Origin of the sequence: Nocardia alba NBRC 108234, from assembly GCF_001612665.1 — a bacterium.
In the GTDB taxonomy this organism is placed as follows: Bacteria; Actinomycetota; Actinomycetes; order Mycobacteriales; family Mycobacteriaceae; genus Nocardia; species Nocardia alba.
Genome location: NZ_BDAX01000018.1, coordinates 156232 through 178914, shown reverse-complemented (window position 1 = coordinate 178914; position 22683 = coordinate 156232). Strand labels below are relative to the sequence as shown.

General features: G+C 67.7%; 19 protein-coding genes. 14 read left to right on the top strand and 5 right to left on the bottom strand.

The features are described 5' to 3' along the window. Positions 1-6: 6 nt before the first annotated feature. On the bottom strand, positions 7-1641 hold the full coding sequence (locus tag NA12_RS19890) for an ABC transporter substrate-binding protein (RefSeq protein ID WP_067453222.1): 1635 nt from the start codon (positions 1639-1641) through the stop codon (positions 7-9). Positions 1642-1860: 219 nt separating this feature from the next. On the opposite strand from NA12_RS19890, the gene NA12_RS19885 reads away from it, so the two are divergent. From NA12_RS19885 to NA12_RS19840, 10 genes are all read left to right on the top strand, one after another. Then, on the top strand, positions 1861-3516 hold the full coding sequence (locus NA12_RS19885) for an ABC transporter substrate-binding protein (protein WP_067453220.1): 1656 nt from the start codon (positions 1861-1863) through the stop codon (positions 3514-3516). A gap of 3 nt (positions 3517-3519) precedes the next feature. Continuing rightward, a complete protein-coding gene (locus NA12_RS19880; RefSeq protein WP_067453217.1) occupies positions 3520-4473 on the top strand; it encodes an ABC transporter permease in 954 nt (317 codons plus the stop codon). Beyond that, on the top strand, positions 4470-5348 hold the full coding sequence (locus tag NA12_RS19875) for an ABC transporter permease (RefSeq protein WP_084472936.1): 879 nt from the start codon (positions 4470-4472) through the stop codon (positions 5346-5348). Before NA12_RS19880 ends, NA12_RS19875 begins: the two co-directional genes overlap by 4 nt. Beyond that, positions 5345-7120 (top strand): dipeptide ABC transporter ATP-binding protein, encoded by a 1776-nt coding sequence (locus NA12_RS19870; RefSeq protein ID WP_067453214.1) that lies wholly within the window; start codon positions 5345-5347, stop codon positions 7118-7120. Before NA12_RS19875 ends, NA12_RS19870 begins: the two co-directional genes overlap by 4 nt. A gap of 111 nt (positions 7121-7231) precedes the next feature. Then, on the top strand, positions 7232-8137 hold the full coding sequence (locus NA12_RS19865; RefSeq protein WP_067453210.1) for a LysR family transcriptional regulator: 906 nt from the start codon (positions 7232-7234) through the stop codon (positions 8135-8137). A 293-nt stretch (positions 8138-8430) separates the two neighbouring features. Continuing rightward, positions 8431-9621, top strand: a complete 1191-nt coding sequence (locus tag NA12_RS19860) for an acyl-CoA dehydrogenase family protein (protein ID WP_067453780.1) — start codon at positions 8431-8433, stop codon at positions 9619-9621. Then, positions 9618-10961: an LLM class flavin-dependent oxidoreductase gene (locus NA12_RS19855; protein WP_067453207.1), complete on the top strand. Its 1344-nt coding sequence runs from the start codon at positions 9618-9620 to the stop codon at positions 10959-10961. Before NA12_RS19860 ends, NA12_RS19855 begins: the two co-directional genes overlap by 4 nt. Beyond that, positions 10961-12304, top strand: coding sequence for an NtaA/DmoA family FMN-dependent monooxygenase (locus tag NA12_RS19850; RefSeq protein ID WP_067453204.1), 1344 nt, complete (start codon positions 10961-10963; stop codon positions 12302-12304). Before NA12_RS19855 ends, NA12_RS19850 begins: the two co-directional genes overlap by 1 nt. 11 nt (positions 12305-12315) lie before the next feature. Continuing rightward, positions 12316-13356, top strand: a complete 1041-nt coding sequence (locus NA12_RS19845; protein WP_067453201.1) for an aldo/keto reductase — start codon at positions 12316-12318, stop codon at positions 13354-13356. After that, positions 13353-14390 (top strand): aldo/keto reductase, encoded by a 1038-nt coding sequence (locus NA12_RS19840; RefSeq protein WP_067453198.1) that lies wholly within the window; start codon positions 13353-13355, stop codon positions 14388-14390. Before NA12_RS19845 ends, NA12_RS19840 begins: the two co-directional genes overlap by 4 nt. A gap of 64 nt (positions 14391-14454) precedes the next feature. On the opposite strand, the gene NA12_RS19835 is transcribed toward NA12_RS19840, so the two are convergent. Both NA12_RS19835 and NA12_RS19830 read right to left on the bottom strand, forming a co-directional pair. Then, entirely contained in the window at positions 14455-15489 is a 1035-nt protein-coding gene (locus tag NA12_RS19835; protein WP_067453195.1) for an LLM class flavin-dependent oxidoreductase, read from the bottom strand. Continuing rightward, the gene (locus tag NA12_RS19830) at positions 15486-16310 is read right to left on the bottom strand and encodes a DUF1684 domain-containing protein (protein ID WP_067453192.1); all 825 of its coding nucleotides are present in this window, start codon (positions 16308-16310) and stop codon (positions 15486-15488) included. The genes NA12_RS19835 and NA12_RS19830 overlap by 4 nt, the downstream gene beginning before the upstream one ends. Positions 16311-16450: 140 nt before the next feature. On the opposite strand from NA12_RS19830, the gene NA12_RS19825 reads away from it, so the two are divergent. Together NA12_RS19825 and NA12_RS19820 are read left to right on the top strand one after the other, a co-directional pair. Then, the gene (locus NA12_RS19825) at positions 16451-17323 is read left to right on the top strand and encodes an acyl-CoA thioesterase (RefSeq protein ID WP_067453189.1); all 873 of its coding nucleotides are present in this window, start codon (positions 16451-16453) and stop codon (positions 17321-17323) included. A gap of 319 nt (positions 17324-17642) precedes the next feature. After that, on the top strand, positions 17643-18254 hold the full coding sequence (locus NA12_RS19820) for a hypothetical protein (RefSeq protein WP_255284092.1): 612 nt from the start codon (positions 17643-17645) through the stop codon (positions 18252-18254). Between the two features lie 87 nt (positions 18255-18341). On the opposite strand, the gene NA12_RS19815 is transcribed toward NA12_RS19820, so the two are convergent. After that, positions 18342-19103, bottom strand: coding sequence for an SDR family NAD(P)-dependent oxidoreductase (locus tag NA12_RS19815; protein WP_067453186.1), 762 nt, complete (start codon positions 19101-19103; stop codon positions 18342-18344). Between the two features lie 52 nt (positions 19104-19155). After that, complete coding sequence (locus NA12_RS19810; protein ID WP_067453183.1) at positions 19156-20925, bottom strand: acyl-CoA dehydrogenase; 1770 nt, start codon at positions 20923-20925, stop codon at positions 19156-19158. Positions 20926-21060: 135 nt separating this feature from the next. Here NA12_RS19810 and NA12_RS19805 point away from each other — a divergent pair, with 135 nt between their 5' ends. Together NA12_RS19805 and NA12_RS19800 are read left to right on the top strand one after the other, a co-directional pair. Beyond that, positions 21061-21675, top strand: coding sequence for a TetR/AcrR family transcriptional regulator (locus NA12_RS19805; protein ID WP_067453179.1), 615 nt, complete (start codon positions 21061-21063; stop codon positions 21673-21675). 314 nt (positions 21676-21989) lie between these two features. Then, a complete protein-coding gene (locus NA12_RS19800; protein WP_503826294.1) occupies positions 21990-22673 on the top strand; it encodes a DUF8020 domain-containing protein in 684 nt (227 codons plus the stop codon). Positions 22674-22683: the final 10 nt, after the last annotated feature.

Sequence of the window (22683 nt, the reverse complement as noted above, 5' to 3'; positions counted from 1 at the left end):
GGCCTCTTACCCGGTGATCCAGGTGTCGTAGAGCCAGGTGCGGGCCGTGGACTCGGTGGTGAAACCGTGCACGGTCGGCGCGAGGCCGAACACCTGGGTCTCGTCGTAGAGCGGAATGGCGTAGCCCTCGCCGAACACCCGATCCTCGATGGCCTGGATGGCCTTGGTGCGGGCGGCCGGGTCGAATTCGAAGGCCTGCGCGCGCACCAACTCGTCGAGCTTCGCGTCCGGCACGGGTGCGAAGAACTCGTTCTGCGCGGTGCTGTCGAACGCGGTGCGCAGCACGTCAGCTTCGGCGCGTGAGGTCTGGCCCTGCACCAGCGTCCAGTTGTCGGGGCGGGTGTTGCGAATCGACTCGTATTCGGTCTGCGACACAGTGCGGATCACGAGCTCGACGCCCGCCTTCTTCCACTGTGACTGCAGCAGTTCCAGCACCGGCTGCGACACCTGGTAGAACGGTGCCACCCACACCTCGAACTGCAGGCGCTTGCCGTCCTTGGCCCGGATGCCGTCGCCGCCCTTGCGCCAACCCGCGTCCTCGAGCAGTGAATTGGCCTTGTTCAGGTCGTAACCCAGGTACTTGCTCGCGTCGCCGCGATTGGGAGTGTCCTTCACCAGGATGCTGCTGGGAATCGGGTAGCTCGGCGAGAGCACCGTCGTGTTGATCTCCTTGCGATCGGTGGCGGCCTGCAATGCCAGGCGCACCTGCTTGTCCACGATCGGCGTGGTCGAATCCAGTTGCGCCGACAGCTTGTTGGTCTGGCCCTGCACCGCGAACGCCTCGATCCGGCCACCGTTGGCGGTCACCGTCTCCTCGTCGTAGGGGCTGATATTGCGCGCGATGTGCGCCTCACCCGACTGCAGCGCGCCGACCCTCGTCCCGGCCTCGGGCACGGTCTTGAAGACCACCCGCTCCAGGTAGGCCTTGCCCTGATGGCCCGCACCCGTCGGCGCCCAGTTGTAGTCCTCGCGTCGCTTCAGCGTGATGCCGGTGTTGCCGTTGACCGACTCCACCACGAACGGACCGGTCCCGACCCAGTTCTTGGCCTGGCTCTGCCCGTTCAGATCTCGTTCCAGGAACGGCTTGGCCAGAATGGACCCGGCCCGGTAGAACGAAGCTACCTGCAGGAAACCGGCATTGGGCTTGGTGAAGGCCACCTCCACGGTCAGCGGATCGATGACGGTCGAGGCCTGATAGTCGGAGAAGAACCGATCCGGCGGAATGCCCAGCGCCTTGTCGCCGAGGGCGTGCTGGTCGTAGTTGGCCTTCACGACCGCGGCGTCGAGTGGGTCGCCGTTGCTGAACGTGACGCCCTCACGCAGGCGGAAGGTGTATTTCAGCTTGTCGGGGCTGACCTCCCACGACTTGGCCAGCCAGGGCTTGATCTGCCCGGTCTTGGGATCCTGCCAGGTCAGGCGTTCGGCGAGGTTGTTGGCGACCTGACTGTTGGACCAGATCGAGTTGACCGGCGTCCACGCCGTGTACTCGATGGGGTCGTAGAAGTTCAGCGTGCCACCGAATACCGGGTCGCCTGCCGCCTCATCCGGCGACGACGAACCACCACACGCGGCCAGCACGGTGGCGAGGGCGATGGCCGCGGTACCGGTGGCCAGAATTTGACGGAATCGAATGTTCCTCATGCGGTCGTGGGTCTTTCGTCGAAGCGGACTGTGTTGCTTACCCTTCGGAGATTAAGTCCGCGACCGCCGCATTCCGCGATTTCGGATCGACAAGAATGCCTACACCATTATTGAAGTTCCGCTTCACGATCCTGTCGTGCGCCGGATTCACTAAAACTGAACAAATCACGAAGTGCAACTTGGTTGTTCGCGGAGTTGCCGTTGTGCAGACTTCGCGAAATGTCATCGAAAAGATTCTCCGCGGCGACGGCGCTCCTGGCCCTTGCCCTCGTCGGCTCCGTGCTGACCGGCTGCGCGGCCTCGGGTAACCGGGTCGCCGGCAGTGACGACGCCGGCCCGCCGGTCGCCGGTGGGACACTGCGTTTCGCTGTGCTCGACGCGCCCGCCAACTTGGACCCGCATTCGGGCAGTTCGTATCCGGAGTCGCTCATCACGAGCAATATCACCGACAAATTGACATATCAGAATCCGGAAACCGGGGCCATCGAGCCGTGGCTGGCCCAGTCCTGGGATATCAACCCGGAGTTGACCGAATTCACGTTCCGGCTCCGTGGCGACGTCACTTTCACGGACGGAACGAAATTCACCGCCGATTCGGTGAAAGAGAATTTCGACCTGCTCGGATTCGGCGACAAGGCACTGGGCATCGTGCCGGTGACCGCGTACTGGGTCGGCTACACCAGCACCACGGTGCTCGACCCGACGACGGTCAAGGTCGTCTTCAATCGGCCGAATGCCGGTTTCCTCCAGGCACTTTCGCTGTATTTCTCCGGCATCGTCGGGCATTCGACGCTGCAGCTGACCAAAGAACAGCGCGCACTGGCGCAGAACCTGGTGACCACCGGTCCGTTCGTCGTCGCCGAGCACGTCTACCAGCAGAAAACGGTGCTGAAGAAGCGCCCCGGCTACAACTGGGCGCCCGCCAGCCGCAAACACAACGGTGAGGCCTACCTCGACGCCGTGGAGATCTCGGTGATTCCCGAGGCCGCGGTCCGCACCGGCGCGCTGCGCGCGGGACAGGTCGACGCGATCCTCGACGTCAACAACACCGACGAGGCGCCGCTGAAAGCTGAGGGCTACCGGATCGTTCCGCAGCTGATTCCCGGGCGCGATATCTCCTTCGACCTCAAGACCGACCTGTTCCCGACCGACGACCGCGCCGTGCGGGAGGCCGTGAAACTGGGCTGGAACCGCGACGCGCTCACCAAGACGGTTCTCACCTCGAGCTACAAGGTGTCGAGCTCGGTGATCTCCTCGCGTGTGCCCGGCCACGTCGACTTCTCCGCGGAATTGAAGCAGGACCAGGCCAGGGCCGAACAGATCCTGGAGTCGGCGGGCTGGAAGAAGGGCGGCGACGGCATCCGGGTGGACGCGCAGGGCCGTCGACTCGAGCTCGCCCTGCTCGGCATCAACAACCTGGTGAACAACAAACCCGCCTACGAGCTGATCCAGCAGGATCTGCGCAAGATCGGCATCGACCTGAAACTCAACGTGCTGCCGATCCCGGATTACACCGCCGCTGCGACCCAACAGAAACGCTGGAACATCCAGGTGGCCAACCAGAGTCGGGCCGATGTGGCGGTGCTCGAGCAGGTGTACTCGCCGCAGTACACCAACTCCTCGAAGCTGGCGCCGGAGAACCCGCTCTACCAGCAGGCGATCGACAAGCTCAGCGCGGTGAGCCGGACCCTCGACCCGGGCAAGCGCGCCGAGGCCGCTGAGGCGGCGCAGCGGTTCCTGCTCGTGGATCAGGTGCTCACGGTGCCGGTCTACAACCCGGCGCAGGTGACCGCGGCCTCTCCCCGGGTGCACAACGTGGGCTATGAAGCGCAGTCGCGCAACGTCTTCTACGACACCTGGATCGAGCCGAGGTAACCGATGTCGCGCTATGTGCTCGCCAAACTGGGGCAGGCGGTGTTCGTGGTGTGGGGCGCCTACACCCTCACCTTCGTACTGCTGTTCGTGCTGCCCTACGACTCGGTCGACTTCCTGTTCGACCCGTCGCAGGGTGACCTGATCTCCGAGCAGGACAAACACAACTCCCGGCAGTACTTCGGCCTCGACCAGGATCTGCTCGGGCAGTACACCCATCGGTTGTTCGCGGCGGTGACCGGTGACTTCGGCGTCTCGACCCGCACCGGTGAGCAGGTCTGGCCGCTGATCGTGTCGGTGCTGCCACACACGGCTCTGCTGGCGGGCGCCGCGCTGGTCCTTGCCGTGGCGCTGGCCTTCGCCGTCGCCGCCACCGCGGGCTACACCCGCACCAGATGGGTCGCGGACCTGGTCGCGACCCTGCCCGCGGCGGGAGTGTCGGTGCCCGTCTTCCTGGTGGGACTCGCACTGTTGCAGGTGTTCTCGTTCCAGCTGGGCTGGTTCCCGCCGATCGGCAACGAGGGCTTCGGATCGCTGGTGCTGCCCGCGGTGACACTGGCGATCCCGGTGTCGGCGCCGATCGCGCAGTTGCTGATCAAGAACTTCGACGCCGAACTGCACGCCGGGTATGTCACGGTGTCGGTGGCCAAGGGCGCGACGCGGCTGTGGGTGCTGGTGCGGGAGGTGTTGAAGAACGCCGCCCTACCCGCGCTCACCATCGCGGGCGTCACCTTCGGCAATCTGCTCGCCGGCGCGGTGATCGTCGAAACCGTGTTCTCCCGTGCGGGATTGGGCCGACTGACCGAGACGGCCGTCCGCACCCAGGACGTGCCGCTGGTACAGGCGGTGGTGGTGTTCGCCGCGCTGGTGTTCGTCACGGTGAACTTCCTGGTCGATCTCGTCTATCCGCTGGTGGATCCGCGGCTGCGGTCCCGTGTGCGAGCAAGGACAGCCGCATGACCCTCCTCGACAACGACATCGCCGATAAGAACACCGGCGCGGCGCCGACGGTTCCCGATCGGGTACGCGCCGGGATCGGGGTGCTCACCGCCGCGCCGGGGCATGCCATGGCCTGGCTGGTGATCGTCATCGTGCTCGCCTGGGCCCTGGTCCCGTCGTGGTTCACGAAATACTCACCGCTGGAGGGGGATTCGAACGCCAGCTTCAGCGCGCCGAGTCTCGAGCACCTGTTCGGCACCGACCGCCTCGGTCGCGACCTGCTCGCCCGCACCATCTACGGCACCTCGACCACGCTCACCGCGACCCTGCTCGCGGTGGCGCTGGGTTTCGTGATCGGGTCGACGATCGGGCTGCTCAGCGGATTCGTCGGCGGTCGGTTCGACGCGGTGATCATGCGTTTCGTCGATGTGCTCCTGGCTATCCCGAGCCTGCTGCTGGCGATGACGGTGGTCACCGCGCTCGGCTACGGCACGGTGAATATCGCTGTCGCCGTCGGTATCTCGGCAGTGGCGGCCTTCGCGCGGGTGATGCGCGCCGAGGTGCTCAAGGTCGCGGGCACCGACTACGTCGAGGCCGCGTACGGCTCCGGTGCGGGTTTCGGTCGAGTCGTGCTCCGGCACGTGCTGCCGAACTCGGTCTCGGCGGTGCTGTCGCTGGCCGCGCTCGAATGCGGAACGGCGGTGCTGGCCGTGGCAGCGCTGGGCTTCCTCGGCTACGGCGCACCGCCCCCTGACCCGGAATGGGGCCTCGCGGTCTCCGAGGGCAGGGACTACCTGGCCACCTACCCGTGGATCTCGTTGCTGCCCGGCATCGTGATCGCCGTGGTCGTGCTGTCCACCAATCGAATCGGGCGAGCGTTGGGAGAGAAGCGATGAGCGAGAAGCACACCCTGCTGCGGGTCGAGGACCTGACCGTGCGCTACCGCACCCGCGGCGCGGACGGGCGGGCGGCGGTCGACGGAGTGTCCTTGACGGTCGGCCGCGGCGAATTCGTCTCGATCGTGGGTGAATCCGGGTCGGGCAAGAGCACCACCATCCACGCCGCGCTGCGCCTGCTGCCCCCGTCGGCGCGGGTCGAGGCCACCGCGCTGGAACTGAACGGGCACGACACCGCCCGCTGGAAAGACCGCGAACTCGCGCGGTTGCGCGGACCGTTCGTCGGGTTCGTGCCCCAGGACCCCGGCACCTCGCTGAACCCGGTCAAACGCGTCGGCGCCCAGGTGCTCGAGGCATTGCGGCTGCACCGCCGCGTCGAATCCGGGCCCGGTCGTGAACTCGCGGTGGCGAAACTGGCCACAGCGGGACTGCGCGACCCGCAACGGGTGTACCGGCAGTATCCGCACGAGCTGTCCGGTGGCATGAAACAGCGGGTGCTCATCGCCATCGCGCTGGCCAACGACCCGGCCCTGCTGGTGGCCGACGAGCCGACCTCGGCCCTGGACGTCACCGTGCAGAAGGTGATCCTCGATCACCTGGCCCACCTGCGCGACACCCTCGGCCTCGGCGTACTGCTGGTCACCCACGACCTGGGAGTGGCCGCCGAACGCTCCGATCGCTTGATCGTGATGCAGCACGGACGCATCGTCGAGGAGGGACCCGCCGCCCGCATCGTCACCGATCCTCGCCACGACTACACGCGTCGACTCGTCGCGGCGGCACCCACTCGCCACAGCACCCGTCTGACGAGCACCGGAACCCGACTCGAATCCGGGGGTCGACCCTCGCCCGGTGCGACACCGAAACCCGGGTCGGCTTCTTCGACGGGAACGGGATCGTCGACCGGCCGTGTGCTGACGCCACCGACGGTCATCGGTTCGTCACCGGAGCGGGCGACGCCTGCGCCGAAAGCCACGCGGGCGCTGCTCGAGGTCAGGGAACTGACCAAGACCTTCGCGCACGGTGGCGTGCGCGCGGTCGACCGGGTCAGCCTGGCCGTCCGCGCGGGGACCACCCACGCGCTGGTGGGGGAATCGGGGGCGGGCAAGTCGACCGTCGCGCGGATCGCCGCGGGGTTCACCGCACCGGACTCGGGCCAGGTGTGGTTCGACGGCGCCCGCATCGACGGGCTCTCGCGCGGGAAGCTTCGTCCGATCCGGCGCGAGATCCAATTCGTCTACCAGAACCCGTATTCCTCCCTGGATCCGAAGTTCACCGTGGCGCAGATCATCGCCGAACCACTGGTCGCGCTCGGGCTGCTCCCGCGTGGCCCGCGACGACACGAGCGGGTGCGCGAACTGCTCGACGATGTGGCGCTGTCGCGAGAACACCTGGCGCGCAGACCCGCCGAACTCTCCGGCGGTCAGCGTCAACGCGTCGCGGTGGCGCGTGCGCTCGCCGCCGGACCACGCGTGCTCGTCCTCGACGAGGCGGTCTCGGCCCTCGACGTCTCGGTACAGGCGCAGATCCTGCGTCTGCTCGTCGATCTCCAGCACCAGCAGGGCCTCACCTACCTGTTCATCACTCACGATCTCGGTGTGGTGCGACTGGTCGCCGACGAGGTGACGGTGATGCGCGCGGGCGCGGTGGTCGAATCCGGTTCGGTCACCGACGTTTTCGAGCAACCGACCCAGGACTACACCCGACGGTTGCTCGACGCGGTACCCGCCGGTGAGCCCGACCGTGCCGCTGTCGCCGCCGTGGTGGCGTGATCGGCGTAGTAGAGCTGCACAGAATCGCTCTGATCGTAAGGATTTCCTGGAAGGTCGGTACTGCCCGATGATGGGCGAATCCGGAAGCCACCCGGTCGAAGCGAGGAATTCATGTACGACATTCGACGCCTTGTTTTGTTGCGTGATCTCGCCGAGCGAACCACCATGACCGCCGTATCGGAATTGCACGGGATCACCACGTCGGCGGTATCGCAACAATTGCGCATCCTGGAAGAGGAAGTGGGCGCTGTGCTCACCCGCCGCGAGGGCCGGGTGCTGCGCCTGACCCATGCCGGTCGGGTCCTGGTGGACTACACCTCGCGGATCATCACCGCGCTCGAGGAAGCCGAGAGCGCGGTGGCGGCGACCGCCGAGGCCATCACCGGCGTGCTCACCCTGGCCACCTTCCGCACCGCGCAGACCCGGCTCGCGCTGCCCGCCGCGGCGCGACTGATGAACGAGAATCCGGGTCTGCGGGTGCAGGTGGTCGACTTGATCCCGGTGGACGCGGTACCCGCAGTACGCCAGCAAGAGGTCGATATCGCCATCACCTATTCGTATTCGTTCCGGGCTCGCGATCTGCCGCTCGGGCTGTCCTCGGAGTACCTGTTCGACGATCCGCTCGTGCTACTCGCCCCGCCCGGCCTGCGGGAACGGGCCCGCCAGCAGGGCTTGTCCGCGGTCCGCGACGCCGACTGGATCGCCGCCCGTGACGGCGCGCCGTCGATCGTGTCGGTGATGTACGCCTGCCGTGAGGCCGGGTTCGCCCCGCGGATCGAGCATCGCAGCGGCACCTTCGCCGGGATGGCCGAGATCGTCGACCACGGGCTCGGGGTGGCGGTGGTACCGGAGATGTCGGTACCACCGGAGTACCGCCACCTGATCGCCTGCACCGTCGCCAACGGGTCGCGTCAGGTGGGCGTGACCTACCGGCAGGCCTCCTTGGAAAGGCCCGCTGTCGCCGCCGCCATTCGGATGCTGCGCACCATCGCCGCACCCGAGCAGTTGGCGTCCTGATCGCGGTCGAGGATCGAGAAAAACTGAACGAATCCGGTAGACCGGCTGTCTTGTTCGTCGGCATCGGAGGTTCCGATACTGGATCGCGGATGCCGAACGTGGAAAGGAGGTCTCGTGGAATTGTCGAATATCCGGATCGAGGCCGCCATCCCGGCTCCGCCCTGTCGTCGCTGATTTCGGCGATCCACTTCATCGCGCCCCGATTCCCTTTCCGGTGAATTCCGGTGCGCCGCACAGATCTGCGTTCGACCGCCGCCGAGTGGTCGGGACGCGACCAGGAGAGTGACATCCGCATGACAGCTGTGGCACCAGCACACACCGTGCACGGTCTGGAGCAGGACGCGTTCGCCGACGCCCTCGCGCTGATCGCGGATCGCGCCGCCGAACACGACCGGGCGGGGGCCTTTCCGTTCGCCGCCTTCGAGGCGCTGCGCGCGATCGGCGCGCCCGCGCTCGTGGTTCCGGTGGAATACGGCGGTCTCGGCGCGGGTCTGGCCGAGGCGGTCGAGGTGATCGAGCGCGTCGGCGCCGCCGACCCGTCGGTCGGCCTGATCCTGCAATGGAATTACACCAACCATCTGAGCCTGCTCCGTGACGACAGCCCGTGGCCCGCCGAGCTGAAGGAGCGGGTGCTGCGCTCGGCAGCTACCGACGGCGCGCTGATCAACGGTCTCGCCGTCGAACGCGAACTGGGCAGCCTCTCCCGCGGCGGCATCCCGGCCACCACCGCCACCAGGCTGTCGTCCGGCGAGTGGCGCATCGACGGCGAAAAGGCCTACGCCACCGGCATTTCCGGACTGAGCTGGTTCACCGTCACCACCAGTACCGCCGAACCGAACCCACGGGTGGCGACCTTCCTGCTCGACCGCACCGCCACCGACTGGCACGTCGAACCGACCTGGAATCACCTGGGCCTGCGCGCCTCCGACACCCAGTCGGTGGTCTTCGACGGCACGGTCGTCGCCGACGCCAGACTCGTCGATCTGCGCGACCCCAACGACGGCACCACGAAGATCCGCCGAGCGGGGCGTCAGGCGCTGCCGCTGCTACTGGCCGCGAACTACAACGGCGTCGCGATCGCGGCGCGGGACTGGCTCGTGCGCTACCTGCACACCAGAGTGCCCACCGCACTGGGTGATTCGCTGGCCACCGTGCCACGGTTCCACGACCGGGTGGGGGAGATCGAAGCCTGGATCCAGACCAGCCGCGCACTGGTCTGCCAGGGCGTGGCGAGCCTGGCCGACGACGAGCACTCGCGCCTGCCCGCACTGGCCAAACACGTCGCCACCGCCACCGCCATCCGGGTCACCGAATCCGCACTCGACCTGACCGGAAACCCCGGCCTCGACCGTCGGCATCCACTCGAACGCCACCATCGCGACGCCATGGTCGGGCGAATCCACTTCCCGCAGAGCGATTTCGTTCTCGCCGATCTCGGTCGCGCCGCATTGGCGGCCGGCCGCGCCAAGGAGGAACAGCCGTGACCGGACGCCGACAGGTGCACCTCAATGTCAATATTCTCAACGCGGGGGTCTTCGGCGGCTCGTGGCGCTTCCCCGGCACCGACCCCGCCGCGAGTTTCGGCCTCGACCACTATGTGCGCATCGCCCGCCGCGCCGAGGAAGCCACGTTCGACGCGATCTTCCTCGCCGACGGGCCCGCCATCCGCGAGGACATCCGGTACCGGCCGTTCAACAGCCTCGAACCGTCGGTGATCCTGGCCGCGCTCGCCGCGGCGACCGAGCATGTCGGCCTGATCGCCACCCTGTCGTCGAGCTACAACGACCCCTACGACGTCGCGCGCCGCTTCGCCTCGCTCGACCTGCTCAGCGGTGGCCGCACCGGCTGGAACGTGGTCACCACCGCCGGAGCCGACGCCGCGCGCAACTTCGGCTTCGACGCCGAACCGGCCCACGGCGCCCGCTACGAACGCGCCGCCGAATTCGTCGAGGTGGTGCGCGCGCTCTGGAACAGCTGGGAACCCGACGCGCTGATCGGCGACAAGGCGACACACCGTTTCGCCGACTACGCGCGCATCCACGCCGTCGACCACCACGGCCCGCACTTCGATGTGGCCGGTCCGCTGAATGTCCCGCGCTCGCCCCAGGGCGAACCGGTGGTCGTGCAGGCCGGTGCGTCGAAAGACGGTCGGGCGCTGGCCGCCCGGGTCGGCGAGGTGATCTTCACCGCCGCGCAGACCGCCGACGAAGCGGGGGAGTATTACCGCGACGTGAAGGCCCGTGCCGTCGGTTACGGGCGAAGGGCCGAGGATGTTCTGATCCTGCCCGGCCTGTCCACTGTGCTCGGGTCCACCGAAGCCGAGGCCGCCCAGCGCCGCGAACTGCTGGCCGAGCTGGTCCCACCGGAATACGCGCTCGATCGGCTGGCCACCCAACTCGGCGTCGACCGCGACGACCTCACCCTCGACGGACCGCTCCCGTGGCACCTGCTGGCCGACCCCGACGAGGCGGGCGGGTCGCAGACCTTCTACAAGATCGCTCTCGGCCTGGCCCGTCGGGAGAATCTGACAGTGCGCCAACTGCTGCGGCGTCTCGGCGGCGGCGCGGGCCACCGCATCGTCACCGGCACCCCGGAACAGGTCGCCGACGCGATCATCGACTGGGTCGAGGCGGGCATCGCCGACGGCTTCAACCTGATGCCCGATGTCCTGCCCGGCGGCTTCGACGACTTCGTCGACGGTGTCGTGCCGATCCTGCGCCGGCGCGGCGTGTTCCGCACCGAGTACGAGGCGACCACCCTGCGCGGTCACCTCGGCCTGCCCGTCCCCACCTACCGGGGCACTATCGCCGAAGGGGTTGCCTGATGGCCCGCAGACTGCATTTCCTCGTCAACGTCGGTAGCGCCGGGTACCACCCGGCCGCCTGGCTGGAACCGACCCTGCCCGCCGACGCGTTCATCCAGCTCGGGCACTACCAGCGGGTCGCAGCCGAAGCCGAACGCGGCGGACTCGACGGCCTGCTGTTCCCCGATATCCCGGTGCAGCAGCCCGGCATCGCCCGAGCACCCGCCGCCACCCTCGACCCGATCCTGCTCAGTTCGGCGCTGGCCGTGACGACCGAGCGGATCGGGCTCATCCCTACCGCGACCACGTCGCTGAACCTGCCCTACAACCTGGCTCGGCGGATCCTCTCGCTCGATCACGTCAGTGGCGGCAGGGCCGGCTGGAACGTGGTCACCACCTTCGAACCCAACGCCGCCCGCAACTTCGGCATCGCCGAGTTGCCCGACCGCGACGCACGGTACCGACGTGCCGCCGAGTACGTCTCGTTGACTGAGAAGCTATGGGACAGTTGGGAATCCGGCGCGCTGATCGGCGATCAGGAAGCCGGTGTCTTCGCCGACCCGGATCGCGTGCACGCGGTGGACCATCATGGCGAGTTCTACTCCGTCGCCGGGCCACTGAACGTGCTGCGCTCCCCGCAGGGCCGCCCCGTTCTCGTGCAGGCCGGAGCGTCCCCACAGGGCCGGGCCTTCGCGGCCGCGCACGCCGAGGCGATCTATACGACCCAGCTCAGCCTGTCGGCCGCGCGCGGCTTCTCGGCCGAGATCCGGGCGGCGGCAGTGGCATCCGGCCGTGACGGCGACGCGATCCGGATCCTGCCCGGGCTGGTCCCGGTGATCGGGTCCACCGAGGCCGAGGCGCGCGCACGGTTCGACGAATTACAGGGCCGCCTGCACCCCGACAGCGCCCCGGTACGCCAGTTCGCTCGCTGGCTGGGCTATCCCGACGTCGAACTCGACCTCGACGCCCCGCTGCCGCACCATCTCACCGTGCTGCCCGCCGACCGGATCGGCCCACAGGGGTTCTTCGCCTCGCTCACCGGCTACGCCGTCGAAACCGGCCACACCGTGCGGCAACTGCTCACCGAGTTCCTCGGCGGCCATCGCGTGGTGATCGGCACACCGCAGACGGTCGCCGACCACATCGAACTGTGGCATCGCAACGCGGGCATCGACGGCTTCACCATCATCCCGGCCGTGCTGCCCGGCTACCTGACTGACTTCGTCGACCAGGTGGTCCCCGAACTGCGCCGGCGCAGGCTCTTTCGCCGCGAATACGAACACACCACCCTGCGCGGTCACCTCGGTCTGCCCGAGCCCGCGAATTCCTTTGCCCACCAACCTGTCTCCGCTACCGGAAAGTGACAACCCACTCCATGACACTGCGACACCTCGGCCGCACCGGCGTGCTGGTGAGCCCACTCACGCTGGGCGCCATGAACTTCGGCGCCTGGGCCAATCCCGACCACGACGACGCCGCGACGATCATCCACCGTGCCCTCGACGCGGGCATCAACGTCGTCGACACCGCCGACGTGTACTCCCAGGGTGAGAACGAACAGATCGTCGGCAAGGCCCTGCGTGGGCGCCGCGACGAGGTGGTCCTCGCCAGCAAGTTCCACGGCCAGATCGGCACCGACCCCAACCATCGTGGCAACTCCCGGCGCTGGATCATCCGCGCCGTCGAGGATTCGCTGCGCCGCCTCGACACCGACCACCTCGACCTCTACCAGGTGCATCGCCCCGACCCCGATGTCCCCCTGGAGGAGACTCTGCGGGCACTCGACGATCTGGTGCGCGCGGGCAAGATCCGCTACTACGGCACCACCACCTTCGAACCGCATCAGCTGGTCGAGGCGCAATGGGTGGCCACCGATCGCAACCTGGCCCGTCCGGTCACCGAGCAGCCGCCGTACTCCATCCTGGCGCGCGGCGCGGAACGCGCCACCCTGCCGATCGCCGAACGGCACGGCCTCGGCGTGCTCACCTGGAGTCCCCTCGCCGGCGGCTGGCTCTCCGGTCGCTACCGGGCGGGCGAGACCGCGGCCGAGTCGAGCAGGCTCACCCGTCAGCCACATCGGCACGACCCCGAACTGGTCGCCAACCAGCGCAAACGCGCCGCCGCCGAGGAATTGGCGAAACTCGCCGACGAGGCGGGCCTGTCGCTGGTGCACCTGTCGCTGGCGTTCGTGCTCCAGCACCCGGCGGTGAGCACCGTCATCATCGGGCCGCGCACCCTGGCCCACCTCGAAACCCAACTCGGCGCCGTCGACGTGCGATTGAGCACCGAGGTGCTGGATCGGATCGACGAGATCGTCGCGCCAGGAACCACACTCAGCCCCGCCGACGAGGGCTACCTGCCGCCGTCGCTCACCGACGCGGCCACCCGCCGCACCACGATCGGAGCCACCCGATGAGCCTGTCCGACCTGCGCCTGCTCGGCCGCACCGGTGTTCGGGTGAGCCCGTACGCCCTCGGCACCATGAACTTCGGTTCCCGTGGCGGCACCACACACGAGGAATCGATCGCCCTGATCCACCGGGCGCTCGACGCCGGCATCAACATCGTCGACACCGCCGACACCTATTCGCGTGGCGAATCGGAGATCATCGTCGGCAAGGCACTGCGCGGTCGGCGTGACGAGGTGATTCTGGCCAGCAAGTTCCACAACGCCGTCGACGACGACCCCACCCACCGGGGCAACTCGCGGCGCTGGATCGCCCGCGCCGTCGAGGACTCGCTGCGCCGCCTCGACACCGACCACCTCGACCTCTACCAGGTGCATCGCCCCGAATCGGTGACCGCGCTGGAGGAGACCGTCGCCGCGCTCGACGACCTCGTCCGCGCCGGCAAGATCCGCTACTACGGCACCTCGGTCTTCTCGCCCGGCGAACTGATCGAAGCCCAGTGGATCGCCGATCGAACCAAGGCCAATCGTTCTGCGGCCGAACAGGTTCCGTATTCACCGCTGATCCGCGGCATCGAACGCGAGACATTGCCGATCGCCCGCAAGTACGGCCTCGGCGTCATCACCTACGGTCCGCTCGCCGCGGGCTGGCTCTCCGGCGAGTACCGAATCGGCGGACCCCAGCCGAGTTCGCATCGGGCCGAGCTGATCCCGGGCCGGTTCGACATCGACGCACCCGCCAACGCGGCGAAACTCGCCGCCGCCGACGCGCTCGCCGTGCTCGCGGCGGAATCCGGTCTCACCCTCATCCAGCTCGCGATCGGTTTCGTGCTCGCACACCCCGATGTCAGCGCCGCCATCATCGGCCCGCGCACCGAGGAACACCTCGATGCCTACCTGGGCGCGGCGGAGGTCGTGCTGACCGAGGAGATCCTCGACCGCATCGACGAGATCGTCCCGCCCGGCACGATTTTCGCCGACCGCGACACCGGCAAGATCCCCGACGCGCTGGCCGACGCCGCCCTGCGTCGACGCGCCGCCTGACCCACCGACGATCGCTGAGGGAGCGTAAACCGTTCTCCCTCAGCGATCGTCGCGTTGTGAAGAATCAGTGCGCGTCATCCGTGAGCGACGGTTTCCAGCCCAACTCGGGCGCGATCAGGTGCACGGTGTCGTGCAGGATCTGCTCGTAGTCCTCGCGGTGGAATTCGTAGGGAAGTTCCAGGCGCAGCTCCGTGGTCTGCGCGAGTACCGGGTCGGCCCGCAGCTGTTCCAGGATCTGCTCGGCGGTGCCGACGATGTCGCGTGCGAACAGGGCTCGGCGTTGCCCCTGCGGGCCGAGGGTGCGGTCGTGGCGGCTCGCGGCGTAGTCGCGGTAGCGCTCTCTGGTCGCGCGGTCGGCGCTGTCGAACGGGACGATCACCCGCCCGACCGCCACCCGAGCGGGTCGCGCCGGGTCGATCAGGCGGCGATAGTCCGCGATCAGGGTCAGCTGGGAGGTGGTGAAATCGTCACTGCTGTCACCGAAGACGATATTGCCGGTGAGCAGATTCAGCCCGTTGCGCGCCGCCCAATGCACGGATCGAATGCTCGCGCCGCCGTACCAGACGCGATCCGCCAGGCCCGGGCTGTGCGGCTGGAGGCGGGGACGCTGGGTGTTGCCCGGCGAGGCGATGACCGTGTCGGCGTCGCCGAGATAGTCGCCACGCAGGTTCTCGAGCAGGCGGGCGACGCGACCGTAGGACAGGTCGAAGCTGCGCCAGTCACCATCGAAGACCAGATCGCCGATGAGGTCGGCGTGCGGCGGAGTCCCCGCGCTGAACCCGGGCTGCAATCGACCCCGCGACAGTACATCGGCCAGCGACAGGTCCTCGGCCAGCCGGAACGGGCTCTCGTAGCCGATCGGAATGACCGCGGCCCCCAACTCCACCCGGCTGGTGCGCTGGGCCGCGGCGGCCAGGAACACCGCCGCGGAGCCGACACCGTGCTCGAGATGACGCTGCCGGATCCACGCACCGTCGACGCCGAGCCGCTCGCCGTATTCGAACAGTCGAAGCGTGTCCTCCAACCCGGTATACGGGTCGTCGTCGAGAAAGTTGCCCGGCGTCAGGAACGCCAACGCGTTGATCCGCGGTGTGGTCATTTCTGACGCTCGTAGGGAATCTTCTCTCCCGCCTCGACGGCGATCGGGAGCCGGTTCTCCGCGGGCGGCAGTGGGCAGGTCGCCAGATCGGTGTAGGCACACGGCAGGTTGACCGCCCGATTGAAGTCGAGCACGACCGTGCCGTCGGCCGCGGGCGTCGGCACCTGGAGAACGCGATTCGCGGCGTAGGTGGTGACGCCCGAGGTGGAGTCGGTGAACAACACCGACAGATCGCCCGGGTTGCGGCCGGGGAACGCGGTCAGCCGCAGCGACTGACCGTCAACGTCGAACTCGACCTGTCCGGGGGCGTCGTAGACGTGCTCCAGCCCTTCGACCGAGGCGCCGACGGTGGTCGGCCGCGGCTGCTCGAACCGAACATAGCGCCCCGTCACCACCCAGTTCGGGTCCGGCGCGAAGGCGGGTGTGCCGCGAAAAGCGGTGCGCAACTCGTTTTTCGGGTGCCGGGGGCGGACGATGTCGTTGCCACCACGGCGGGCGACCTCGATCACCGCGTCACCCCACACGGCGTTCACGCCGTCGCGTTCGGCGATCGGGCCGAACGCGTAGCGCCCGCGCACCGGTGTCCCGTCGATGATCAGTTCCTCGCCCTCGTCGAGGACGACGACCACCCCGTCGACCCCGGTGGACCAGGCGCCGGGCGCGTCGGTGAACCGCTCCGGGGTTTCGGTGAGCCAATGCAGGTTGGTGATGGCCAGGAAACCGTGTCGGTCGGACAGTCGCGCCTCCTGCTGTCGGTGCCACTGCTGCCAGTCGGCGGTGAAACTGTCTACCTCGGCGACCTGGGTCTCCTGTGATGCCATGTTTCGATACAACCCGTCACAACCGTCGGCGAACAGAATTGCGCTCATCCCGAACGCAAGTCACCTGAACAACCCCGCCCGTCCCACTCACCGCGCACGCTGACTTTCCCGGCGCCCGAGGCATGTGCGAGCATTCGGCCATGGCTGGTGGAACCGAATATTGGCCGGTCGTCGACCTGGCCGACCTGCTCGACGTGCTCGATCTCGCCGAGATCGCACCCGGACGATTCCGGGCGAGGAACGTGACGTCGACATTGCCGACCACCCTGGGCAGCCAGACGCTGGCACAGGCGGTGGTCGCGGCCGAGCGCACGGTACCGGGGATGGCGGTGCAGTCGCTGCACGGAGTGTTCCCGCGCGGTGGCTACGCCGATCGCGAGGTCGACGTGGACGTCGAGGTCGTCCAGTCTGGGCGCGCCCTGGCCACCGTGCAGTTGTCGTTCCGGCAGGAAGGGCGTGAGCACGCCCGGGTGCTGGCCATGCTCAGCGTCGAGGAACCGGATTTCCTCGCACACCACGCTGTACTGCCCCCTGATGTACCGGGACCGCAAGACTGCGCGGACCTGCCGTGCGCCCTGCTGCCGTGGGAGGTCAAGACGCTCGGCGGGGCAGCGGCACTGGCGCTCGACCTCGCGGGCCCACCGTCGTTGGACGTGTGGATGCGCTGCGGCAAGGCGCCCGATCTGCCCGTTCTCTCGCGGGCGATGCTGGCCCACGGCAGCGAGGGTTTCCTCGGCCCCGCCGCGTTGCGCCCGTACCCACAGGCCGAGATCTCGCGACGCGGTGGGCGCGGAAAATCGGCCATGCTCACCCAGACCATCACCTTCCATCGGCCGTTCACCGTGCACGACTGGCTGCTGCTGCGCTGCGAGAGCCCTTTCGCCGGCAGCGGACGCATGTACACCCAGACCCGGATATATACGGCCGCAGGTGAATTGGTGGCTTCCGTGGAAGCACACGGCCTGATGCGCGCCCAGGATGTCGAACCCGGACAGCTCGGCGTGAGCCGGTGAACCCCTTGCGTCGTCGCCGACACCGAGCCTGACCTCTCCGCGGGATCAACTCCGGCCGAGGCATCGAGTTCGGCGACGGAATGTGCCAGCCGGCGATGGCGTGCTGGTCCGCGCCACAACGCGAAGGCCGCACTGCTCGCGATGGCCGCCCCCACGACGCCGCACGCCAGGACCCTCGTCACAGTCGGGCAACGAAGCCCGGCGCTGCCTGGAATGTCCTTGCTGGTCCCGACGTGCTTTTATACGTTTCGCCTATCGACGGTGCGGGGCGGTGCGCGCGAGAGTCGTGCGCAGCTGTGGGCAACGGAAGGCAGGCGCGATGGTGTCAAGTTCTGTTGGGACGGCGGTCGGCACGGTGGCGATGAGCGCGGCGCTGTTCGGCTCGGTGCTCGGCGCGGGAACCGCGTCGGCCCAAACGGGAGGCATTCGCCTCGTCGGGACAGCGAACGACAACTGTACGGCGACGATCACTCTGACCAACTACACGAATACGACCTTCTACCAACCGGATTGGTGGTTCGAGCAGGAGAACGATCCGGCGATGGTGAACGCGACCACGATTCCGGCGGTCATGCCGCCGCCCTGGCGCGAAGTGAACGGCATTCCGTGGCCGATGGCCAGATGGGTGGGCGATCCGCCGCTGCATTCGGAGGTCGCCGCCGGTGTCCCGGTCTGGCCGGGCGCGGCCTACAACACCAATGGGCAACCGGACGGTTTCGTCAGCGCGGCCACCATCGATCTCCGCGCGGCCGATGGCGCGCCGGCACCGAACGAGGACGGCACGATGACGATCTACTTCCGGGTCCGTTCCGGTCCTGTCACCGCCGACCGGCTGCCCAATCCGCAGCAGTTGGTGGTCAGCGGTTGCCGGTCCGGCGGTGGGTCGTCCAGCGGTAGCGCGGGGTCGGCTTCGACGGGGTCCGCCGGCTGACCACGCTCACGTCAACGACCCGACCAACGCCACCCCGCCGCGCGGCGATCTCCGTAGGGACAGCGCCGCGCGGCGTGGTCGGCGGGCTCAGGTGATGGTGACGCCGCCGTCGATAGCGATGGTCTGCCCGGTGATGTAGCCGCCGGCGGCGGAGGCGAGCCAGACCGCGGTCGCCGCGATCTCCTCGCCGCGGCCGTACCGTCCGAGTACGACCCGTGGCATCAGGGACGCAGCGTAGCCCTCGTCGTAGGTGTCGGTCATCTCGCTCTGGAAGAACCCGGGGGCCAGCGCGTTGACGCGAATTCCCTTGCGCGAGCCCCACTGCTGGGCGAGGTCGCGGGTCAGGCCGATGATGGCGGCCTTGCTGGCGGTGTAGGCGGCCTGTGGCAGGCCCGCGGTGGTGATGCCGAGAATGCTGGAGATATTGACGATCGATCCGCCGGCAGGCATGACGCGGCCGCAGGCCTGCGCCATCCAATACGAGCCGTGCAGGTTGACGTCGACGACCGCGCGGAACTGATCCGGGGTTTCCCTGGTCGCCGGGTACGCGGAGGCGACGCCGGCATTGTTGATCAGGACATCGACTCGCCCGAACTCCGCGACGGCCGCATCGACCACTGCCTGACACTGTTCCGGTACCGAGACATCGGCGGGGACGACGAGAGCTCGTCGACCCGTCGCGCGGACGGATTCGGCGGTCTCGGCCAGCCGGTCGGCCCGGCGGGCCGCGAGCACGAGGTCGGCGCCCGCTTCGGCGAAACCCTGAGCGAACGACACTCCGAGTCCGGACGACGCGCCGGTGACGATGACGACCTTGTCGGTCATGTCGAACAGTTCGAGTAGGGACATCGAGATCTCCTTGGGCTTGATCGAAGTGCGGCAGTGCGGCAGTGCGGCAGGTTCACAACCAGGTCGGGTCGGTATCGAGGGTGGTGCGGTCGAGCTGGGCGAGCAGTGTCAATTGCGGTGCGACCCTGGGCAGTTCATACCGGAAGAAGTACTGTGCCGCGCTGCGTTTGCCGTCGTAGAAGGCGCCGTCGAGGTCGCCGACGCAGAGCAGCTGGTCGAGCCAGATCCAGGCGATCACGATGTGCCCGGCGGCTTCGAGATAGATGCTCGCGTTGGCCAGCGAGGCGGCGCGATCCTGCGCCGACCAGATCCGCGCGGTGACGGTGACCAGTTGATCCAGTGTCGTAGCCAGCTCGTCGGCGTAGGTGGCCAGCGCCGGCGTGGTGCGGGCCCGGCGGATCGTGTCGTCGATGGTGTCGCGGAGCAGGGTCAGGCCCGCACCGTCGTGCATCGTGACCTTGCGGCCCAGCAGATCCAGGCCCTGGATGCCGTGTGTCCCTTCGTGAATGGGATTGAGCCGGTTGTCTCGGTAGTACTGTTCGACATCGAACTCGGTGGTGTAGCCGTAGCCGCCGTGGACCTGGATCGCGAGATTGTTCGCCTCCAGACACCACTGCGACGGCCAGCTCTTCGTGATGGGCGTGAGGATGTCGAGGAGAAGGTTCGCGCGTTCGCGCTCCGGGCCGGTGGTCGTCTCGGCTTCGTCGACGAGTTTGCTGCAGTAGAGCCCGAGCGCCAGCGCGCCTTCGACATAGGATTTCTGGGCCAGGAGCATCCGTTTGACGTCGGCGTGTTCGATGATGGCGACCGGCGCGCTGTCCTCGCCCGCGATCGACCTGCCCTGCACGCGGGTGCGAGCGTACTCGAGCGAGGCCAGATAGCCGGCGTAGCCGAGTGCGGTGGCCATCAGCCCGACGCCGATCCGGGCCTCGTTCATCATGTGGAACATGTAGGCCAGGCCACGGTGCTCGGTGCCGACGAGGTACCCGACAGCACCGGAATCCGCTGTGGGAGTGTAGGTTCCGTCGCCGAAGTTCAGCAGCGCGTTCGTGGTGGCGCGATGGCCCATCTTGTGGTTGAGCCCGACCAGCGCGACGTCGTTGCGGGTGCCGTCGGTGAGGTACTTCGGGACGATGAACAGCGAAATCCCCTTCACCCCCGACCCGCCGCCGGCGACCTTGGCCAGGACCAGGTGGACGATATTGTCGGTGAGCTCGTGGTCGCCGCCCGAGATCCACATCTTGGTCCCGGTGACCCGATAGGTGCCGTCCGCCTGCGCGACCGCCTTGGTGGTGATGTCGGCCAGCGACGACCCGGCTTGCGGTTCGGACAGACACATCGTGCCGGTGAAGCGCCCGTCGAGCATCGGACGGACCCAGGAATCGATCTGTTCGGCGGTGCCGAACCGCGCCAGCAGATTGGCGTTGGCGGCGGTGAGGAAGTAGTAGGACGACATCGCCGCGTTGGCGGCTTGGAACCAGGTCATCGCCGCGCGGTTCACGACCGTGGGCAGTTGCATACCGCCCAGCGCCTCGTCGAACGAACCAGCGAGCAGGCCCGCCCGGCGGAATTGCGCGAGCCCGTCGCCGATCTCGCTCGGCAGCACGACCTGTCCGGTCGCGTCGACATAGGGTGGGTTCGCGTCGCCCTTCTTGTTGACGGGTGCGAAGCACTTCTGGGCGATGTCGGCGCTCAAATCCATGACCGCGTCGAAGGTCTCGCGGGAGTGGTCCGCGAAGCGCGCACGGCTGGTCAGCGAGTCGACCTCGAGCCACTCGTAGAGCAGGAACTCCAGATCGCGGCGGGACATGAGTGTGGACATGACATTTCCTCGGGGTGTGCCGGGACGGGACAGGTGACATGCTCAACTATGCGTTTGTATAGTTTCTATACGATCGCATATCCTGCGTGGAGGGTGGCGACATGTCAACCCCATGGACCGAGAGGCGGATGTCGCGTGGACGTGTCACGATCGACGGTTCTCGGTGAACTGGGTACCTCCAAGGCGGCTGCGCGGATACGCGCCGCGGCCATCGAGGTCTTCGCCGCCAAGGGGTACGGGGCGGCGGGCACGCGGGAGATCGCGGCGAGCATCGGCCTGAGTCCCGGAGCGGTCTACCCGCACTACAAGACCAAAGAAGCGCTGCTCTACGCCATCAGCCTGGAAGGGCACGCCGATGTGCTGGACACCGTCACCGCCGCCGATCACGCCGGAACTTCGGCGACCGAGCGCCTGATGTCGACCGTGCACGCCTACGTCGGGTGGCATGCCGAACACCACGCCGGCGCGCGGGTGGCGCAATACGAACTGCGCTCGCTGTCGCCCGAGCACTTCGCCGTCATCGCCGAGATCCGTCGTTCCACGTCGAGAGTGTTCTCCGAGATCATCGAAACCGGCTCCGCGGCGGGCGAATTCGATCCCGTCGATGTCGGGGTCGCGACCTTGGCGATCACCTCGCTCGGGGTCGATGTCAGCCGATGGTTTCCTTCCATGAAGTTTTCCGACGCCGATGTCATCGCCGCGGGGTACGTCGAGCTGGCACTTCGAATGGTCGGAGCCCGGAAACCTTGATGCGGGGGATGTTCATTCGGCATCTCTATTGTGGTGCATCACAATAGTTTCCGGTGAAGGCGCCGATAGGTAATTCGGTGCGCGAATTCAATGGAATTCGATGCGGAATGTGAGTTGCCACAGGTGACCGCGGTGAGCGCTGCTTTTTCCGTTCGGCCGCAACTGAACACCGCTACACTTCGACTCATCGACGATGTCAGCGTCGGACAACCGGTACGCGCTGCGGCAGTTTCGGTTTCGCTGTGCGCGGCGTGGAGTGGCGCCTTTTCGACCGGGTCTCGTCGGATCTTCACCTGAATGGGAGAACGCGAACAATGCGTAAGATTCGAATGGTACCAGCGTCGGCTCTGGCCTGCGTCGCGATGTTCGGAATACTGGTGAGCGCTAGCGGGTCCGCCTCCGCGGTTCCGGCCGCACAGATCGACTGGGATGCCCGCGTCGACGGGTCGACTGTGGTCGCCACCGTCAGTTCCGGAAGTTTTCGGCATGCCGGAAACACTGTCGAGCTCACAGACACAGCCGGGAGAGTGGTCCTGCGGGTGCCGTTGACATTCGAGCTCGCCGGTCGGTCGATCCCGTTCGCCGCCGACATCAGCGACAGCACACTGCGATTGACGGCCGATCGGGCCCGATCAGCCGCGCTCGGTCTCGCACCCGTGTCACCGGTACCCGCCGCAAAGCCGGTGGCCGCGGGCGTCGCGCCGATCGACGGTCCGTCGGTCGAGGCGCCCCGACGCGACATTCCCGGCGCCATCGAGTTGGGGCGAGCCATCGGTGCGGCGGTGGGCGGTGCGATCGGCTTCGCCGCAGGCTGCGCGCTCGGCGGTCTCGGAACCGGCGCCGCCGTGGGCGCGCCCACCGCGGGGATCTTGGCCGTCGCCGGCTTGATCGTCGGTTGCCTCACGGTGGGAGTCACCTTCGTGCAGGTCGGGTCCGCAGCGGGCGACGCGGTCGGCGGGGGTATCGGCGCCGCAGTCGGCGCCGCGCTGCCCGCCTGAGGCGTTCGGT

Excerpts from the sequence above, each read along its gene's own strand:
- NA12_RS19850 (WP_067453204.1), top strand. The coding sequence starts at position 10,961 with ATGGCCCGCAGACTGCATTTCCTCGTCAACGTCGGTAGCGCCGGGTAC.
- NA12_RS19880 (WP_067453217.1), top strand. The coding sequence starts at position 3,520 with ATGTCGCGCTATGTGCTCGCCAAACTGGGGCAGGCGGTGTTCGTGGTG.
- NA12_RS19815 (WP_067453186.1), bottom strand. The coding sequence starts at position 19,103 with ATGTCCCTACTCGAACTGTTCGACATGACCGACAAGGTCGTCATCGTC.
- NA12_RS19825 (WP_067453189.1), top strand. The coding sequence starts at position 16,451 with ATGGCTGGTGGAACCGAATATTGGCCGGTCGTCGACCTGGCCGACCTG.
- NA12_RS19860 (WP_067453780.1), top strand. The coding sequence starts at position 8,431 with ATGACAGCTGTGGCACCAGCACACACCGTGCACGGTCTGGAGCAGGAC.
- NA12_RS19870 (WP_067453214.1), top strand. The coding sequence starts at position 5,345 with ATGAGCGAGAAGCACACCCTGCTGCGGGTCGAGGACCTGACCGTGCGC.
- NA12_RS19830 (WP_067453192.1), bottom strand. The coding sequence starts at position 16,310 with ATGGCATCACAGGAGACCCAGGTCGCCGAGGTAGACAGTTTCACCGCC.
- NA12_RS19835 (WP_067453195.1), bottom strand. The coding sequence starts at position 15,489 with ATGACCACACCGCGGATCAACGCGTTGGCGTTCCTGACGCCGGGCAAC.
- NA12_RS19845 (WP_067453201.1), top strand. The coding sequence starts at position 12,316 with ATGACACTGCGACACCTCGGCCGCACCGGCGTGCTGGTGAGCCCACTC.
- NA12_RS19885 (WP_067453220.1), top strand. The coding sequence starts at position 1,861 with ATGTCATCGAAAAGATTCTCCGCGGCGACGGCGCTCCTGGCCCTTGCC.
- NA12_RS19865 (WP_067453210.1), top strand. The coding sequence starts at position 7,232 with ATGTACGACATTCGACGCCTTGTTTTGTTGCGTGATCTCGCCGAGCGA.
- NA12_RS19840 (WP_067453198.1), top strand. The coding sequence starts at position 13,353 with ATGAGCCTGTCCGACCTGCGCCTGCTCGGCCGCACCGGTGTTCGGGTG.
- NA12_RS19800 (WP_503826294.1), top strand. The coding sequence starts at position 21,990 with ATGCGTAAGATTCGAATGGTACCAGCGTCGGCTCTGGCCTGCGTCGCG.
- NA12_RS19810 (WP_067453183.1), bottom strand. The coding sequence starts at position 20,925 with ATGTCCACACTCATGTCCCGCCGCGATCTGGAGTTCCTGCTCTACGAG.
- NA12_RS19875 (WP_084472936.1), top strand. The coding sequence starts at position 4,470 with ATGACCCTCCTCGACAACGACATCGCCGATAAGAACACCGGCGCGGCG.
- NA12_RS19890 (WP_067453222.1), bottom strand. The coding sequence starts at position 1,641 with ATGAGGAACATTCGATTCCGTCAAATTCTGGCCACCGGTACCGCGGCC.
- NA12_RS19820 (WP_255284092.1), top strand. The coding sequence starts at position 17,643 with ATGGTGTCAAGTTCTGTTGGGACGGCGGTCGGCACGGTGGCGATGAGC.